Source organism: Enterococcus caccae ATCC BAA-1240 (assembly GCF_000407145.1).
Classification (GTDB): Bacteria; Bacillota; Bacilli; order Lactobacillales; family Enterococcaceae; genus Enterococcus_L; species Enterococcus_L caccae.
Genome location: NZ_KE136474.1, coordinates 67,146 through 86,526 on the forward strand (window position 1 = coordinate 67,146; position 19,381 = coordinate 86,526).

The window sequence follows — 19,381 nt, forward strand, 5'->3', positions numbered from 1 at the left end:
TTTACTACTGGATCATTTTACTTTAAAACATTGAAAAAAACCACCTTATTTGATAGATAGTTACTCTTTTATTGACAGAGCCTAACGCACATGTTAAAGTCTTCAAAATACTTACTGAACCTCGTCAAACTAGAAAGGATGATAATGTGAAACGGGAACTTGTTAAAACTCTCCCTAAAATTGAACTGCACTGCCATTTAGATGGCTCTATCCGACCTGAAACGTTACGAAAGATAGCTGAACAGCAAGAGATTTTACTACCTGTAGATGATGCAGCGTTAAAAGAGTTATTAATCGCACCCAAGGATTGCCAAAGTTTAAATGACTATTTAGAACGCTTTGATTTAGTTTTAACTTGTCTGCAAACCGAAGAAGCACTAAAAACAGCTGCTATCGATATCATCAGTCAAGCGGCAGAAGAAAATATCCAGTATATCGAAGTCCGATTCGCACCTTCTCTTCACACCGAAAAAGGACTCTCTTTGCCTCAAGTCATTTCTGCTGTTTTATCTGGGCTAGAATATGGCCAACAAGCATTTGGTGTAAAAAGCAACGCCTTATTGTGCGGTATGCGCCATGAAGAATTAAAAGATATCGAAAAGATCGTTCACTTGGCTGAAGAATTCAAAACAAACGGGATAGTCGGATTCGATTTGGCTGGCAATGAAATTGATTTCCCTCCTTACACTTTTGAAGAGACGTTAACTTTAGTGGATCACTTAAATATCCCGTTAACGCTTCACGCTGGGGAATGTGGTTGCGGCAAAAATGTTGCCGATGCAATCCATTTAGGCGCTAAACGGATTGGGCACGGGATCGCTTTAAAAGACACACCCGAATATTTTTCGCTGTTGCATGAAAAAGGGACTTTGATCGAAATGTGCCCTACGAGCAATTTCCAAACAAAAACTGTTACTCATTTAGAGGATTACCCTTTTCAAACATTTCTAGATAACGGTATTAACATTTGCATCAACACAGATAACCGAACAGTGTCTGATACAACCTTAACGGATGAATTTATGAAACTCCACGAATGGTACGGTATTACCTATGCCGATATGGAACAATTGAATCACAATGCAATCAATGGTGCTTTTATCTCTGATAGTGAAAAACAGATACTTCATGATCAATTGACGAATAGCTATTGAGTCAACTAAAAAAGGTAGAATGACGCGTAACTCGATCATTCTACCTTTTTGTTAAACCTTAAATCTACTAAGGTTTGACAATTCCCGTTTGATTCACTCCAATAATTTGCCAATCGTATATTCTAGCTGTTTTTCCATTTTGTTCTGCTTTTTCTAGCGATAGTTTGGCATATCTAGCTTCAACCAAACCGATTGCATCTTTACTACTATTGGATGTATTCCCTCGATGTTGAACAACTGTTAGCCAATTTTTTCCGTCACTACTCACAGAAATATCATAATCTCTGGTATTCCATTCTGGACTTTCACCGCCTGCTCCTGCATGAAATAGCTCAAAACCAGAGATGGTTTTTACTGCACCTAAATCAGCGATCATCCATGGTTTATCGTTGGCATTATCACACCACTTCGTTTTGATGTCTCCATCTAAAGCAAAGCGATAACTTTCTTGATCATTTGTATAACCAGAACCTTGAGTAGCAGTTGTTGTTGGTAATGTAGAGAGATTTTCTATTTTGATGCCAACATTTGGTTCATAGACATGGAGATAGTTTTCCTTGATCACCACAGTTTCCCCAGAAGCATTTGCAGCAGTTGCTTTTACGGTATAAACACCTGGTTCACTAAAAGAAAATGTGACTTCTTTACCTGATGCCGTTTGCGGCGTTGCTCCAATCACTTCCCAATTGACGGTTTCTGTTGATTTAGAAACAGTCGCTGACAAGTTGATTGTTTCCCCTACTGGAATCAACGTACTGCTGGCATTAACTGCTATTTCTGGTCTTTTCAATGCTTCAAATGTATAGACTGCTGAAACTCCTTTATGTTGCTCTTCTCGACCATAATAATCGACTGGAATTACCCGATAGATGGCATCCCCTCCCATTCTCTCTTGATTTAATACAGTATAAGAATGGTTGGCTGTTTCTCCTTCAAACTGTAATTGACCGTTGATTTCCCGATAAATACGATAAGAAGCTGTATTTTTCCCTTTCGTATCCCAAGTCATTCGAATGCTTTCAGTTAAATCATCTACCACTGTTTTTCCAGAAAAAACAAGATTATTAATAGCACTTACTGGTGTTGCCTTTTCCTTGCCAAGCTTTAATTGTCCTAAATAGATCGTAGCAGACCCACTTTCATTTTTTTTCACATTCAGCCCTACGGATGTCACGGTTTGACAGGCTGCAGGTTTTAGCGAGTAAGTTGTTTGTACCCAACCGTTCACTAAAGCTTGTTGCTGACCTTGAATGATTAGAGGTTGTTCTTTCCCTTTTAATTCTAAGACCAACGAAGCTTCATCGGCGCCTTTGGTCACCACTGTTGCTGTATCGGATGCGCTAGCTTTCAATTGGGACGCATATAATTTAACAAAGGTTTGTTGTTCCGCTGTCATTTCTCCAGATAACTTGATTGATGAACCGCCGTTAAAAGCATCCTCATGACTAATTGCGGCTTCAAGTTTGTTGCCCTCTTCATTATCGATGACCCAACGGTATGTCGGCAAAACATCTTGAATACTACGATTATTAAAAGTTCCTTCTTTCACTTTAGCTCCGCTTTGATAAACAGCATCCCCATTGCCCACATTAAAATTCGTTACAAAGGGTAGGCTTGTTACAGGTGTTTTTTCTACGTAATAGCGGGAAACCCCTTGCCACTCATTTTTAGGACTTTCCACAGCACGAGGATCGCCTTGAGGATTTATCCAAAGTAGTTTTTCATTCTCCCAGTATCGTTCAATATCATATTGACCACCATCGCGTAATGTCCAATCTGGACAATAAAGACCTAAAGAAACTAATGGCTGTCCGTTCTCCCCTAAAATACTGCTTGGTTTCCGTCGACTATTTACACCATTTGCTTGCACATCAATTCCAGCAAACAGATCATAAGGATCACGCTTCAATTGAACCGCTTTTTCTCTAGATGAAGTGAGTTCCTGCCAACGAAAATCAATAAACATCTTATCAGAAACTCGTTTTTTTCCTTCTTGGAAGTATCCTTGATTTTTGTCATTCAATGCACCTTGCCAGTTGACCTGTCCATTCGGAAGCATAGAATCATACCAAATAATTTGTTGATTTTTAGGTTTACGCGTTTGTAAGTAGCTCATGAATTCTTTCATTGCAGTAGCAGTTTGCGAATCAACATTGGTTTCTTGATTAATAAACCAGCCATCAAAACCATAAGCCGCCGACATTTCCAACAATTTATCGGCCATTGGAAATGCACCCTTTTGATCCTTTTGTACAAATTGCGTTACCCATTCCGCTTTACCACCATAAGCTTCAGGCGGAAAGAAAACCGTCCCAACTACTGGCACACCATTACGATGGGCTGAATCGGTAACATCACCACTCGGCGGAACAATAATTCCTTCCCCAGAAGACCCTGCCCAAGCCACCAATGTGTCTACATATTGCCAATTAGTAAAATTATAAACAGCTTTGTCTGTTCCTCCTTGAGACGGCGTTCCTTTCGTATGTCGGTTCACAATTGCAATCGATAGTACTTTGGCCTCCGTACTTTGATTAGCATTCATTTTTTTCCCTTGCACCCGAGCAGCTAAAGGAACAGTAGATACATTGAATGGCGCATCCGGATCGCTTTTGGGACTCCATTTTAACAATGTTTCTGGGAATAAAGCTGTAGATTCTGGTACCTGATCAAACAACGGTATGTTCGCTTCCCGGCTCGTCTTCAGCTCGACTGACTCTGCATACCCCTTTGGCATAAAAAGCACATTTGCTCCAAACGTAAGAGCAAGCACAGTACTCGATAAGCCAATCACACTTTTCCACGTTTTTCTTTTCAATGAATGAACCTCCTTAGTCATTTGCTCAAAAATTTCAGCATTTTTTATTCTCCTACAAAATGTTAACGCTTTCTTTCTGTTTTATAAATAGACAAACTATAGCATTTATATCAAAAAGTATAGATTTTCTTTGCACATTACCAACAACAGTTGAAGTACAAGTAGCTATTCAGCCTCACTCTATTTATTTAATTTCATGAAAATGAGAAGAAAATCCTTCCATTAATTTGGTAAGCTCTACTACAATGTCTTTTTCAGTTTTCGCCGCAGGCTTATCACACCAGACCGCTAAAGCGGCACCTTTCATTTGTGTTTGGTTTTCTAGTGGAACTTGCTGACCTGAAGAAAAAAGGTTTGGGTGCCATTGTTGCTTTATTTTTGCTGCAGTTGGATACGTATAGCCAGCATTTTCCCCCAACACATAATATAGATAATTATCGTTGAAATTAATTACTGAATAACCTTCATCCAAAAATATTTGCAGCGGTGCCATTTCTTTTTGCCACTTCGTCCAATACGTAATCTCGACTTCCTTCGTTAAAGTGGAGGTTTTACCCTTTCTGAAAAAAGCGTCATTCCAAACTCTGGGTGTAAAACCACGTGCTTTAACAAAATTGGCAATTGTGTTGACATAAGATTCAACTTTTTTAATTCCTTCATCCGCTAAGCTTGGGTACTGTTTAATTTGATTGAAATCAATAAATTCATCTGCACCGATATGAAAGTAACGACTATCCTCAAAAAGTGTCAAATATTCGTCGTATAATGAAAGCACAAATGCTACAGCTTCTTCATTTGTGATATCTAATGCAGAAGGAACTTTGGCTATTTCCATCTGAGACTTTTCTATTGTCAACTGCCACTCTGGATACTCTTTTAATAGCTGATCCATATGTCCAGGTGTATCAATATCTGGAATAATCTCAATCGATAAAAATGTAGCATAGGCAATCAACTCTTTTATTTCATTTTTTGTCAGAAAATTTTCCGAAACAAGTTGAGGATATTTTTCTGATTCAATCCGAAATCCTTCATTTTCCGAAAAATGTAACTGTAAAAAGTTAAAACCATATAAAGCCATTTGCTCCAAAATCTGGCATAGCGTTGGAAGGGAAAAGTATTTCCTGCCGATATCCAACATGATGATCCGATCGGTCAAACGCTCACAGAATTTACCGGATTGGATTTTCCTTCCTATTTTTACTTGCTGCACAACATACATCATCCCACGAAAAGCAATCAATGGATTATCCGCTGAAATCACAATTTTTTCAGCGGATTCAATCACAAATGTATCATCTAGCTCTGATAAAAATTTCAAACGAATATCTGCGAACTCAGTTTTCTCAACAAAACAAATCTGTTTACCGAACAACTTCATGTAAATATGCGCTATTCTTTTTTTTTCACCAAGAAAAGCTTCATCTAGAAAAATGTAGAGATCGTTTATGTCCGTTAAAGACACAGTGTTACGTGCTGCCCAATCACGCATATTGTTCCTGTGCCAATAACAGACACCCAAACGTTCCGCTATTATCGCCTAAATCACAACCGACAATGTACTCCTCCAACGCAGGCAATGCCACGTAGTTGCCTAATTGCTGTTCTAAAGATTCGCGAATTTTCGGTAAAAGGTGGGTCTGTTTCATTACGCCTCCGCCTAAAATAATTTTTCCAGGAGAAAGAACTAACGTATAGTTCATCAAGGCTTGTGCTAAATAAAAAGCTTCCACCGCCCAAACATCGTGATCCGGCTCCAGCAACTGCCCCTTAAGACCCGTTCTTTTTTCTAAAGCGGGGCCTGCCGCAAGCCCTTCTAAACAATGATCATGATACGGGCAAGTGCTTTCCAAAGTATCTTCTGGGTGACGTTGAACAGAAATATGCCCCATTTCAGGATGACTAAACCCTTGTAGAACAGTCCCATTTACCACGGCACCACCACCTACACCCGTACCAACAGTTAAATAGATACAACTTTGCGTATCTTTCCCAGCACCTAGATGCATCTCACCATATGCTGCCGCATTGACATCCGTGGTCCAAGCAATCGGGATATCATAACGTTCTTTTAATGCGCCCAGAAGGTTTACGTTTTTCCAACCTGGTTTTGGTGTGGACGTAATATAACCATACGTACTTGATTTGCGATTCACATCGATTGGTCCAAATGATCCTACACCCAAAGCCTTTAATTCATACGCATCAAAAAAAGTAAAAACTTGTGCTAATGTCGCTTCTGGTAATGTCGTCGGCAAACTGATTCGTTCAATGATTTTCAGTTCTTCATCTGCAACAGCACAAACGAATTTTGTGCCACCCGCTTCGATCGATCCATAATAAGCCATTTCAATCACATCTCCTTCTTATCGTTCAAATCCTATCGTGTGAATTTCATAAGCCTTCATTTTTTTCGGTATCTGCTCTTTCTGTTTTTCTTCCAGCAAATTCAATAAGTCAGGTTCATTACTATCCAGTTTCTCAATTTTCACTTCAGCTGATTTTCCGCTCATGTTAAACCCTCTAACAACCAGAGTTCGATTGTCTTCACTGTTTTTTAACGCCGTTACAGCAAATGTTTCTCCTGCAATCATTAGGTATGCATCTTTGGCTTTCAACGATCCTGAATGTCTACTTGTTGCTTTCACGCTAAACGGGATTTGTGCTGCATATGCTCGTTGATACGTAACATAGCGTTGCGCTTTTTCACCATGGAAATCAACACCATAGTTGAACGTATGTGTCCCTAAACATTGTGCTTCTGGTGTTGGGAAATAGCCCCAATCCCCCATTTCTCCTACAGCTCGTAAGAGCGTTAACGCAATTGTATTTGTTTCAGGTAGAATTTCGTATTCATTCAATCCAAAATTGGAAACAGTGATTCCTGACGCATCATCATGTATATTGACAAAGGCATGTTGATGTTGAGGGTTTGTTGGATTCTCCCAGCTTTTACTAACTTGATTCGGCCTTGTAACTACTTCATAAATACTATCAGCTTCGTGCGTTTCAGCTTGAATTCCAGTTGGAAATAGCATACGCAACCGGTGATCCTTCATTTGATTGTCTAGCGTTGTTTCAAAACGTAAATGAGTAGAATCTTTTTCCATTGTCACTATGGTTTCAATTGTTAGTTCTTGTAATTTTTCTGAACGTCCAGCGTTACGATAACGGAAATCCACTACTGCTTTTTGCTCTTTTTCTAATAAATCATCTGCTGATTTTGGAATCATCATGCGTTGAATGATTTTGATTTGTGCCATGAACGCTTCATCTTTTATAACGGATATTTCCGCTGGGCATCCGCTAGATAGAATAGGGCGTGCTCCTTCTGGTTGTTTAAAAATATATTCATTGCCAATATCACCTGTATTTTCAATCGTTAGCAGCTTGTTATAGATTCTACCTGTTGCTTTGTCTAACACGGCTAAAGTTCCATCTTCATTGATCGTTACATTCAAACAACTATTTTCTAATCGATATTTCTTCAAATCCTTGATCATTGATACGTTCTCTTTCGCTTTGGATCGCGTTTCTTGTAATGCAAAAGTATTCCATGAAAAGGCTGGCATATTTGCGATCCGCATTTCAATATCAATATATTTAGCCATATAAGGAATTCTAAAACGGTCTTTTGGTAAATCATAACCGAAATGAACTTCTGGTGTTGATATACTCGCGGGAATGACCTGCCCATGTGTATCGATCACTTCAAATATTGGTGTCTCACTTTCAGCCAGCGCTTCCCACAGTTCGTGAGGGGTTCCTTCTTTAAATGGTTTCCGCTCGATTTCTACTTTGACTTTTACAATTTCTGACTTTTCATAGCCAGATGTATTAAACACGACAAATGGATGACTTGTTTCAGGAAATATTTCTGTATCGATTGCTTCAACTAAATGCGTCAAGGCTTCTTCTGCTAAAAACTTCCCGACTTCATTTGCTTTTTCAAATCTCGGCATCATTTCTCGATGAACTTCATCCACGGAACAACCACAAATGCTATCATGAGGATGATTTTGTAGTAATAGTTTCCAAGCATAATCTAGTTGATCATGTGGATACTTTTGCGTTAAATCATACGCCATCGCAACTAGTGGTTCCGTTATATTTTCTAATTGCCGTTCCACTTTAGTATTCCATTGTTTTAAATAAACTCTTGCTGACGCTGTATTCGCTAAAGTAAACCAGCCATCAGTTTCTTGACTTGTCAGCTCTCCATGAACCATGCCAACTTTTTCTGGCAAGTCCTGTTGCATTTGTTTCAAATACTCATCAAAATTTGAGTGGATAAATTCATACTCAGGAAACAACTCATTCGCTAGCGCGATTGCTTTTGTAATGTTTTTTTGAACAGGTTGGTGATCTACGCCGTTCATCATCAGCAAATGATTTGTAGAAGCAAATTTTTCAGCTTCTGCTAATTTTTGTGTCCAAAAAGCTATAGCCGCTTCTTTTTCAGCTGGTATTTCATTACCATTACTATACCAATTAGCAAATAATAAGCCTAAAACGGTACTTCCGTCTGGACCTTGCCACCACATTTCAGAGTATTGAGATGTATAATTTTCATCATCCAACACTTCATTATTAAAGCCGACTGGTTTTACGCCACGACCAAATGCCGCTGCATCCAAACCAGCTTGTTGCATCATTTGCGGTGTTTGTCCCATGTTGCCAAATGTATCAGGAAAATACCCCAATTGAACTGCTGATCCCCACTTATCCGTCTCTTTTTTTCCAATCAGCATGTTGCGAACATTGGATTCGGAACTAATCAAAAAATCATCTTGAAGGATATAAAATGGACCGATTCTCAACTTTCCAGCCGTGATTGCTTTTTGAACGGCCGATTTTTGCTCCGGTCTAACTTGTAGATAATCATCTAAAATAATCGTTTGTCCATCCAAATGAAAGCTATCAAAATCTGGATCATTTTCAGCTAATTCCAGTACATCATCCATCAGTTCAACTAAACGCATATGGTGTTGTTCATAAGGCATGTACCATTCACGATCCCAGTGAGAATGGGAAATGATATAAACTTTTTTCTTCATGATTTTATACTCCATTTCATTTTTTATCGTGCTACTCGAATATCAAAGTAATCCATTACTAGCTCACAGAACATCATGTTTGCCCAAGAAAACCACTCACGTGTATAGTTTGAAGGATCGTCTACATCAAAGCCTTCGTGCATTAAGTGTGTCCCACCATCATTTGCCACTAAGGAATCCAAAATGCGGGCTTTCTCCGCCTTGTCTTGTGTCGTCATCCCTTCCATTGCAAGTGCAATCGGCCAAATATAATTTTCAGGGGTGTGGGAGCTACCAATTCCTTTCGCATATTTACCTTCGTAAAAATAAGGATTCTCTTTACTTAAAACCGTTTTGCGTGTCGCCTGATATACGGCGTCATCGATCGTCGTATATCCTAAATAAGGTGCAGAAAGTAAATTAGGAATATTGCTGTCGTCCATGATACTACTGTTCCCTAACCCATCTACTTCATAGGCATAAACCGTTACGCCTTGTTGATTATCCGTTTTTCCATACTTTTGGATGCCATCATTGATTTGATTTTTCAGGGAAACCGCTTGTTTAACCACTTCTGGATCAGACAAAATTTCTGTAAATAGTTCTTCAATATACCCTAAAATAACCACTGCAAACATATTCGACGGCACTAAATAACCGTAACAACAAGCATCATCACTAGGACGGAAACCAGACCAAGTCATCCCAGTTTTACCAACCACACTCCCTCTCCCTTCATTTGGAAGAGTATCTTCTAATCGAGTGGTATCGCGTTCAAACGTATACAGCGAAGACTGATGTTCTTGCTCCGTGGTAAAAACTGTCAAGATCTTTTTAACCCCTTCAATAAAATTGGTATCGAATTGTTTCGTGTACCCTGTATTTTTATATAATAAATACGCGAGTTGAACAGGATAGCAAAGTGAATCGATTTCATATTTCCGCTCCCAGATCCACGGGTCCATTTTCGTATGATCTGTTTGATGTCCCGCACTATTTGGTGTTTCATTAAACGCATTTGCGTAAGGATCGATCGTGATATAGAAAAATTGCCGTTGCACTAAGCCGCAGATCATCTCTCTAAGTTCTTCATCTTCTTTTGCAATCACTAAGTAAGGTCGAACTTGTGCAGTCGAATCTCTCAACCACATAGCAGGAATATCACCTGTTAGTAAAAACGTCGTACCATCCTCTTGTTTTTTTACAGTCGTAGTCAATGTATTCGCAAAGGCAGCATTGAAATTTTCAGCCCATCCAGCGTGATCTTCTCCGCATAAGTGTGTGATTTTATCCATAAACTGCTGTACAGAATTCGGTATTTTAGTATAAGTCATGATTTCCTCCTAAATAGTTGATATATCATTTCACAACGAAAGTATATGCTAATGAAAGCGTTTTGTCTACTGTTTTTATTATTTTTTTTAAATTGAACTCTTTTTCTTTCTATGGTAAACTACTAATAATGATATATCATTTTATGATTAGGAGAATGACAATGTCCAAACCACTATATAAAAAAATCATTGAGGACTTATTAGACGCAATCGAATCTGGTCAGTTACCAATAAATGCTCAACTTCCTACTGAAAAAGAACTCTCTCAAACATACAATGTTAGCCGCATCACCTCTAAACGAGCCTTAACAGAGTTAGAGAGTCAAGGGTTGATTTACCGTATCCAAGGAAAAGGAAGTTATGTCCAAAAACAGACGGCCAAAAATAAAAAAGTTTCCCGTATTTTGTTCTTGATTCCATTTGCAAACGATCTTTCACTTGGAAATTTTAACGAGGGCCTAGCCCCAGTAACAAGTCAACGTCATTATGAAGTTATTATGTCCTCGGCAGAATTTTTGATCAACAAACAGGCCACCGATATCATTGAAGATTTCGACGGTATGATTTACTATGCGCATAATACCGAAGACTTTTTAGATACTCTATTTGAGCTGTCTATTCAGCAATTTCCAGTAATTATTTTAGATAAAAAAATCCATGATCTACCTTATCCAACGGTTCAATCCGATAACTTTTCAGGTGGCGCCATGGCAACTAATTATTTAGCTGCCCAAGGTCACCAGCGAATCGCTTATATTTTTGGTGAATCAACCTTACCCCAATCAGTACGTCAACGTTATTTAGGCTATATCCATGCAACAAAAGAGCAGCACTTATCTTTTCATACAGCATTAACAGACAGGAATGCTTTTTTAAATGCCGATGTCATGACTTATCTCAAAGAAAATGATATTACAGGTGTTGTCTGTGAAAATGACCTCGTTGCTATTTCCCTAATGAATCAGGCCAAACGAGCAAACATTGATATACCAACTCAACTTTCCGTTATCGGCTTTGATAACATCCAAGCTGCATCCTTGATCGACCCAGCACTAACGACGATTGCTCAAGATTTTAAAGGGATGGGAAAACTTGCCGGTACAATGCTAATTGAATGGATTGAAAAGCAAGTGATTCCAACAGACCAACAAATACCAGTCAAACAAATTATTCGACACTCAACAAAGGAGAATTAATGCATGAACTCAACATTGATCGATACTAGACACGGAACTGATAACCAACACTCTTTTTCAAATGGCAACTGTTTACCATATACTGGTGTGCCATTCGGCATGAATTATTTCGCCCCACAAACCAACGGGGACAACGGCAGTTGGTGGTTCAATCCTCGTGATCGAATCTTTCAGGGCTTCCGTTTAACTCATCAGCCTAGTCCATGGATGGGCGATTTTAGTTATCTCGTTATGCTGCCTTTTAATGGCAATCTAAATGAGACAAACGTTTTTCACGCGCAGTCTTCTTACCGACCAGATGAAAGCGTTTTTAACCCTAGTTATTTAGAAATCACTGCACAACGCTATCAGCTAACCACTCGGATGATCCCTAGTATGTACGGTGGTGTATTGACGACAAGATACACACACAAAGATGCTAAGCTTTTACTCTCATTACCAGGAAAATACCAACTGACGATTGAAGATGCCCATACCGTTTCTGGCTCTATCATCAACTATGCAGGGTGTGAGGACAAAGAGTTTTCGTTTTATTTCACTATGTATTTCAAACAACCGCTAACGACTGAAACATCTTCAGAACAAGCAGGAACAGAGGATTGCCTCGCCTTTTCATTTGGAGATATCAAGGAACAAATAATCCAGTTCGGCACTTCTTTTGTCAGTTTAGAACAAGCCAAGTTGAATTTATCACGAGAACTTGACTGGCAACCAGAAGATTACCTTACACACTCACAAGAACAATGGGCATATTATTTAAATAAAATCGAGATTCAAGATAAAAACCAGCAACGTCGCTCAACGTTTTACCATAATTTCTATCGCGCCTTTTTATTTCCACAAACATTTTATGAGAAAAATTCTGATAATCAAATTATTCATTATGATACGTTAGCAAAGGAAGTAAAACCTGGATTTCTTTATACAAATAACGGATTTTGGGATACTTATAAAACAGTTTATCCATTGTATTCCTTGATTGCTCAAGAAAAATACGCTGAAATGCTGGAAGGTTTTTTGAATAGTTATCGAGAAAGTGGCTACTTACCTAAATGGCTCTCGCCAGATGAACGAGGGTTGATGCCTGGAACATTGATCGATGCAGTGATCGCTGATGCTGCTGTGAAAAATATTCGACCTGATTTGATACCTGAATTTTTAGATGCCATGATCAAAGGTGCAACGATCCAAAGTGAAAATCCTAATTACGGTAGACAAGGAACAAATGACTACTTAACTTACGGCTATGTTCCTACTACTTATCATGAGTCCGTCAATCATACATTGGACTATTGTTACAGTGACTTTTGCATCAGCCAAGTGGCAAAAGTTTTAGAAAAAAAGACAACTGCTGAACACTATGAAAAACAAGCAAAGAATTATTTAACTATTTTTGATCCCGATAGTGGCTTTATGCGCGCAAAGCAAACAGATGGCGCCTTTAAAGATGCTTTTGACTCGCATCGATGGGGTGGTGATTACGCTGAGGGAAGTGCTTGGCAGAGTAGTTTTGCTGTTTATCACGACTTTAAAGGCTTAATTACAGCTTATGGAGGACCAGATAAATTCTTAGAAAAATTGATTGATTTATGTAACCAACCACCTAGTTTTAACGTCGACGGATACGGATTTGAAATCCACGAAATGAGCGAAATGGCTGCGACTGAATTTGGACAACTGGCAATTTCTAATCAACCAAGTTTCCATCTGCCATACCTGTTCAGTTATCTTGGAAAACCTGAATTCGCACAGCCTTTGTTAAAACAATTAATGATTCAAGAATTTAATGATAGTCCCACTGGGTTCCCTGGTGATGAAGATAATGGTAGTATGGCTAGCTGGTATATTTTTAACTCGTTAGGATTTTACCCTGTCTGTCCTGGTTCAGGTGAATACGTGATTGGAATACCTTTGTTTGATAAAACCGTTCTTCATTTATCTAACGGAGAAACGTTGACGATTTCAACTAGTCCGAATCAGGACCAACAACAATTTATTGATCATATTCGTTATAACGATGCTTTACACGAAAGCTTAGTTTTTGAGCATGACTCATTAATGAACGGCGGTACAATCGACTTTACTTTAGGAACCGTGCCTAGACCTAGAAAACGCAAAGAAGAACAGCTTCCGTTTAGTATTTAACAGCGTAAAGAGACCTAGAAACGTACTTCTGGTCTCTTTTTTTCATCTGTCTATCATCATTATTCTTCTCCTACTGAATCATAATGATGTTTGTATTTTTCCCGAAATTCTTTTGGTGTTAAATCGTTCATTTTTTTAAAGATTTGAGAGAAATAAGTGCTATTATTAAAACCGATTTTATCAGCAATTTCATTAACATTATCATCTGTATAAAGCAATAAATTTTGTGCTTTTTTCATGCGATATTGATTTAAATATTGTGAAAAACTCTTCTTGGTTTCTTTTTTAAACAACTGTCCCAAGTACATCACATTGAGATGCAGTGATTGTGCTACACATTTCAATGTCAGTTCACTTGTATAGTCCGTACGTATCTTATCAATCACTTTTTGAACATTTTCTGAATAATCATAAGCGATTTTTTCTCGAGTAATTTGCTTAACCGTCGTGGATAAAATCTCTCGTAATTTATCAGCATTCGAAGAATGATTGATATCATCTAAAACTTGTTGATATTCCCCTTCATCCAAGTGATTAAAGCGACGGTAAATATCCATAAAAAGCATAAACGTAATATGGCGAACATCTTCAGGACGTGCACCTATTTTTTGTGTTTTAGTAAAAATCTCAGCGATCGTAGTCTCAATCGTAGTAAAATCACCCACCATCAATGTTTTGTTAAAATTGATGATATCTGCTGACAAATCGAAGTCATCTGAAAAGACAGAATATAGCAGATTTTTCCCAGTAGCTTCATAAAACTTGTAGCGCTGCAATGTTTGATTCGCTTTCTCATAACTATCTGGAACATCCTCCCAGTCACTAACCGTTTCGCCCACACTAATCAGCCAACTATCATCTTCATCTGTTTGCAACGGATTTGCTGTTAAGAGTTGATTCAATTGATATTTACCGCCTTTAAAGATATGTACGAGCACACTCTTATCCCCTAAATTACGTGAAAAGAATAAAGATTGTTGTTGTTCTTCCAGCCACTTAACAACTTGAGCTTTTTTTTCACGTGTGACTTCTACTAACAATACTGTCCAATCTGATTTTTCTGCCGTATCAACTAGTTGATTCAGTTCTTCAAAGTTATCTTTATCAATTTCACCGTTGACCCATTGTGACAATAAAATTTCACTATATAAGCCGTTTCTTGTTTCTTGCTGATTACGATTATCCAAACGTTTTTTAGCTTTTCTCACGCTTTTTAACAGTTCCAGTTTATCTACAGGTTTCATCAAATAATTGATTGCGCCCAGTTGTAGTCCACCTTTTAAAAAATCAAATTTCTGGTAACCAGAAAGAATCATAAATTCAAACTGCTTTGCTTCATTTTGAGCAGCTTCAATAAATTCTAATCCTGTCATTTCCGGCATCGTAATATCGGTTATTACAAGATCGATCGACTCCATTTCCATCAAGGTTAATGCTTCTTTTGCATTTCGGGCTGTCCCTTTGATAGAGAATCCTTCTGCTTCCCATGAAATAATCCTTTTCAAGCCGTTAACGATCATATATTCATCATCGACTAACAAAACATTGTAATTCATTTTCTCACTCCCTTATTACGAACTACTGTGACTGTTTGTGTTGATCTGATTTAATTTTGAGAAATGGACTCGTCAAATGAAAGTTCGATAGCGATTCCTTTCGACTCATTTTGGGTAATCGTCATCAAAAATGTCGGCCCAAAATAGGCTCGCAAGCGTTCATTCACATTTTGTAACCCGATGGAATCATGTAATTCAATCTGCTGAGTCTTTAATTTGCTTTCAATCAAAGCCAATTTTTGCGGAGATATTCCCTTTCCGTTATCTCGAATCAATATTTTTACTTGCCCATCAATTAAATGAGCTTTCACGCTGATTGCATTGTCATTGCGAGAAAAATCGATCCCGTGAACAAAATAATTTTCAATCAATGGTTGAATCGAAAATTTGGGTAAAACCAGCCCTTTCAACGCTTCATCAATTTCAAAATGATACGCTACTCGATCTGGATACCTCATCTGATACAAATAGACATACTTTTCACAAAAACTCAGTTCTTTTTCCAATGTTGTAGTTTTAGCCTGATCCGTATTATTCCGCAATAGCGTTGAAAATGCATACACTACATCAGCTAGCTCTTCACTGCCTTCACTTAATGCATACATGCGGATATACTCCAATGTATTGTATAAAAAATGTGGGCTGATTTGGGACTGCAATGCGCGCATATGCGCATCTTGCTGCTTGATTTCTAATTTATAAATATCCGCAATATACTGCTCAATATTATCCAACATCGTGTTGATTCCTCTTGAAAGCTCTTTTAACTCAAACTGAGTCTCTTGCTCATTGATCCGTGTATTCAAGTCTCCTTCAGAAACAAGCGCCATCGATCCCATAATAATATCGACTTGCTGAGAATACTTCGTAAAGGTTCGATAAAGCAAATATAAAAGTAATAAAATCAGCACCAAACCGCCCAGCATCAGAATCCGTAAATCAAAAAGAACTTGCGTCAGGACCTTTTTCTTAGAGATCGTCACTAAAATATCAAAACCACTCGTCGTTTTCAGATGCTCCAGTATATTATTTTCTGCCAACTTCTGAATTGGCAAAGCAGATGTTTCTTTCATTTTTTGCTGAATTAGTTGTTGGTCTAATACGTTGTTTTGTTCCGTATAAGTCAATAATTGATACCCTGTGTTTGAAAATACATACGCTGATAATCCATCGAATGTCGTTAGATGAGTCAAACTATCGATAATGTCTTTTTGAGAAAATTCAATATAAAAACTGCCCAACACTTCTAAAGTCACTGGATTTGTGATTGGATAGGCCAAATAAAATTTATTATTTAGACGTGGCGTTCCCTCTATCTTCTTACCACTCTTATTTTCAGCACTAGAAAGATAATAATCATTATAACTGTTCAATACGATGATAATCGATTCGATATTATCATACATCGTATAGAAATTTTTTACTTGACCAGGCAAAAATAGATAGTTCCCTGTTTCTAACTGTTGATCATAAGAATAATTCAAGTAATCTGAAATCGAAGTATCCATATAACGATTTAAGTTGTTGATTTTATCTTGGTTTTCTGTCAAACCATTCATCATTGTTTTTCCTTGCAAATTCTTATCATTAATTGAACGGCTAATCGTGTCTACAGCTTCTTGCGCTGTAATTTTCCCTCTTCCCATCGATTGCCAATAGGTATTCATACCAATACTGACCATGCCAATCAAAATCAAAGATACAAGAATCAACGCATAATTTTTCAGCAAACGGTTCAGTAATGTTTTTTCATTAAGGAAAGAAGGTTTTTGTTTACGCATGGAGTTCCAATCGTTGATCGATTGTTTGTCTCCACGATTTTGTTGCAGTGAAGCTCCAAATTTGAATCATGGAAAACGTACCAAATAAAATCAATCCTTTAAACTTCCACGTGATGAATAGAATCAAACATATGCCAATCGCAATTTTTAAAAGATTGGTAAAATTTGATAATGTCGAAATAAATGCTAACTTCAATAAATTTTTTAAATCGATTTCATAATAACTGTCTAATAATAATGTGTATTGAAAAGTCACAACTGCATAGATCATTGCAAAGACTAAGAGGAAGTCAATCATCAAAAATGCCAATCCTTGGATTTGAACAGATAAAAATAAATTATAGGCTAAACCTGCTAATACCAAAATAGTGCCATAAAAGAGAATATTTCCTCTGACAAAATTCTGCTTAAAAGAACTCCAACCTTCTTTTAAGGTAATATCTTTGTAATTAAATTGATGACTGATAAATAATTCATTGATTGTTTTCAGCGCTGGACCAATCCCCGCTACAAGTAAACCGCAACAGCTGAATAACCAAAAAAATAAATTTAACTTTACAATGACCCAGATTTTAATGAACAATGTTTCCAACGCTTTTCCGACCATCTAACTCTTCCTTTCTACTTCTCTATTAGTATAATAAATAACTATTCAGGATATTCCAAATAAAAAACTACTGCCTAAAATAATAGTACGCAGTTTAAGTCAACTATTTTTTTAAAAGAACCAAGTAAAAACGATGTAGTATCGATTCACTTGGTTCCAAGGGTTTATACTTGTTTTATTTTTTCAAAAACTCATCGTATTGTTTTTGCATTTCAGCTAAAACTTTTTCGTAACCAGCGTTAACAAGCGCTTCTTTTAATTTAGGGACTGTTTCTTCTGGGTCAACGGTTCCTGTATTTAAACCATCCAAATATTGACTCATAACATTGGCGATATTACTCATTTCTGTTTTCACATTTGATGTCACGAAGTTAAAGCCTAAAATCGGAGATGTTTCTGCTTTCGCAATTGATTCATCACGCTCTTTGATCATATCATCTGTGATCGTATCTTGGGTGTATAAAATTTTGTTATTTCCTGTATTCCATGCAGGTAAATGAGTGTTAGGTTTATAACCATCTAACAACTTGATTTTTCCCTCTTTATCAGGAATTTTTTCCCAAGCTTCGCCTTCAATTCCCCAAACTAATCCATTCAGCAATTCTGGATCACTATTGATTTGACCTAATACTTCTACAGCTTTTTCTTTATTTTTAGACGTATTTGAGACTACAAAGTTGGCCATTCTTGCTTGATCACTTGATTTAAGTGGTGTAGTAAAGGCTTTAGATACTAATTCTTGGCCAGCAGCATTACTTAAAATCGTATCACCATAATCGTAAGGACCTTGTGTTTCTTGACGAATAAACCATGTGTTTCCTTCTAATGGAAACTCCGTATTACTTGTTGCTGCATCAGATGGAATATATCCTGCTTGATACCATTTGTGCATTGTTTTCAGCACGTCCATAAAGTCTTTGTTTTCGTATTGGTTGATGATTTTTTTAGTATCCCCATTTAGATCGACAGCAAATGGATAGTCATTTCCAATCGGGAAATCAAAATCCCCTTGCGCTTTAAACCCTTGACCAATCGCAAATGCTGCGATATTCGGTTCTTTTTCATGGAATGTTTTTAACACACTTTCAGCATCTTTATATGTTTTGATATCATCGATCGATAAATTATATTTATCTAAATATTGTTTGTTAAACGTCAACACTTGTTGCGAGTATACATTGCCGTTCACTGGAAAGGCATATAGTTTACCGTCTACTAAATTCCCTTTGATATAGGCTTCATCTAATTGATCATAGGCATCTTTCGCAAACTTAGGTGCTAGTTCAGTTAAATCCGCAAAGGCTCCTTTTTGTGCATTTGGTACATAACTATCTGCAAATGCAATATCATAATTTTCACCAGAGGACACAATAACGCTCATTTTTTTCTTGTAATCGCCCCACCCAATATACTGAATATTTAGTTTAACACCTGTTTTCTCTTCAATTTTCTTGTTGGCAACGTCCATCAATGCATCATAATTATCAGGTTTATCCCCGATTTGATACATCAATAACGTATTTTCATCTGTTTTTTTGCTGCTCCCGTCAGTTTTTTCTTTACTCCCTCCGCCACATGCTGTCAACGCACCTAAAAGAACAACTGCTGCACTTAAACCGACTACTTTTTTCCACGTCTTCATTCCTGTTCCTCCTCGTAATTTAAAATAGTAACAACGTTCCGCTTCGCTTCACCTTGTACTTTTCAATATCAGTTCATTTTATTCACGGTGTTTCAAAACAAAAGCTGAATGA

At 37.5% G+C, this 19,381-nt stretch carries 12 protein-coding genes; 3 read left to right on the forward strand and 9 right to left on the reverse strand.

Going from position 1 to position 19,381, the window contains the following annotated elements; all coding sequences use genetic code 11:
• The first annotated feature begins 146 nt into the window (after positions 1-146).
• The gene (add, locus tag I580_RS10815) at positions 147-1,154 is read left to right on the forward strand and encodes an adenosine deaminase (protein ID WP_010770598.1); all 1,008 of its coding nucleotides are present in this window, start codon (positions 147-149) and stop codon (positions 1,152-1,154) included.
• A 67-nt stretch (positions 1,155-1,221) separates the two neighbouring features.
• On the opposite strand, the gene I580_RS10820 is transcribed toward add, so the two are convergent.
• The 5 genes from I580_RS10820 to I580_RS10840 form a co-directional block, all read right to left on the reverse strand.
• Positions 1,222-3,972, reverse strand: coding sequence for an endo-beta-N-acetylglucosaminidase (locus I580_RS10820; RefSeq protein WP_010770597.1), 2,751 nt, complete (start codon positions 3,970-3,972; stop codon positions 1,222-1,224).
• Positions 3,973-4,156: 184 nt separating this feature from the next.
• Positions 4,157-5,464, reverse strand: a complete 1,308-nt coding sequence (locus I580_RS10825; protein WP_010770596.1) for a family 20 glycosylhydrolase — start codon at positions 5,462-5,464, stop codon at positions 4,157-4,159.
• The gene (locus tag I580_RS10830; RefSeq protein ID WP_010770595.1) at positions 5,457-6,320 is read right to left on the reverse strand and encodes an ROK family protein; all 864 of its coding nucleotides are present in this window, start codon (positions 6,318-6,320) and stop codon (positions 5,457-5,459) included. Before I580_RS10830 ends, I580_RS10825 begins: the two co-directional genes overlap by 8 nt.
• Before the next feature lie 18 nt (positions 6,321-6,338).
• Positions 6,339-9,029: an alpha-mannosidase gene (locus I580_RS10835; RefSeq protein ID WP_010770594.1), complete on the reverse strand. Its 2,691-nt coding sequence runs from the start codon at positions 9,027-9,029 to the stop codon at positions 6,339-6,341.
• A gap of 23 nt (positions 9,030-9,052) precedes the next feature.
• Positions 9,053-10,342, reverse strand: coding sequence for a glycoside hydrolase family 125 protein (locus tag I580_RS10840; RefSeq protein ID WP_010770593.1), 1,290 nt, complete (start codon positions 10,340-10,342; stop codon positions 9,053-9,055).
• 161 nt (positions 10,343-10,503) lie between these two features.
• Here I580_RS10840 and I580_RS10845 point away from each other — a divergent pair, with 161 nt between their 5' ends.
• On the forward strand, positions 10,504-11,538 hold the full coding sequence (locus tag I580_RS10845; protein WP_010770592.1) for a GntR family transcriptional regulator: 1,035 nt from the start codon (positions 10,504-10,506) through the stop codon (positions 11,536-11,538).
• 3 nt (positions 11,539-11,541) lie between these two features.
• Complete coding sequence (locus I580_RS10850) at positions 11,542-13,683, forward strand: GH92 family glycosyl hydrolase (RefSeq protein WP_010770591.1); 2,142 nt, start codon at positions 11,542-11,544, stop codon at positions 13,681-13,683.
• A gap of 59 nt (positions 13,684-13,742) precedes the next feature.
• Here I580_RS10850 and I580_RS10855 read toward each other — a convergent pair whose 3' ends face one another.
• The 4 genes from I580_RS10855 to I580_RS10870 form a co-directional block, all read right to left on the reverse strand.
• Entirely contained in the window at positions 13,743-15,239 is a 1,497-nt protein-coding gene (locus tag I580_RS10855; RefSeq protein ID WP_010770590.1) for a response regulator transcription factor, read from the reverse strand.
• A gap of 50 nt (positions 15,240-15,289) precedes the next feature.
• Complete coding sequence (locus I580_RS10860) at positions 15,290-17,020, reverse strand: sensor histidine kinase (RefSeq protein WP_010770589.1); 1,731 nt, start codon at positions 17,018-17,020, stop codon at positions 15,290-15,292.
• Complete coding sequence (locus I580_RS10865) at positions 17,013-17,627, reverse strand: YesL family protein (RefSeq protein ID WP_010770588.1); 615 nt, start codon at positions 17,625-17,627, stop codon at positions 17,013-17,015. Before I580_RS10865 ends, I580_RS10860 begins: the two co-directional genes overlap by 8 nt.
• Before the next feature lie 175 nt (positions 17,628-17,802).
• Positions 17,803-19,269, reverse strand: a complete 1,467-nt coding sequence (locus I580_RS10870) for an ABC transporter substrate-binding protein (protein ID WP_010770587.1) — start codon at positions 19,267-19,269, stop codon at positions 17,803-17,805.
• Positions 19,270-19,381 lie beyond the last annotated feature (112 nt).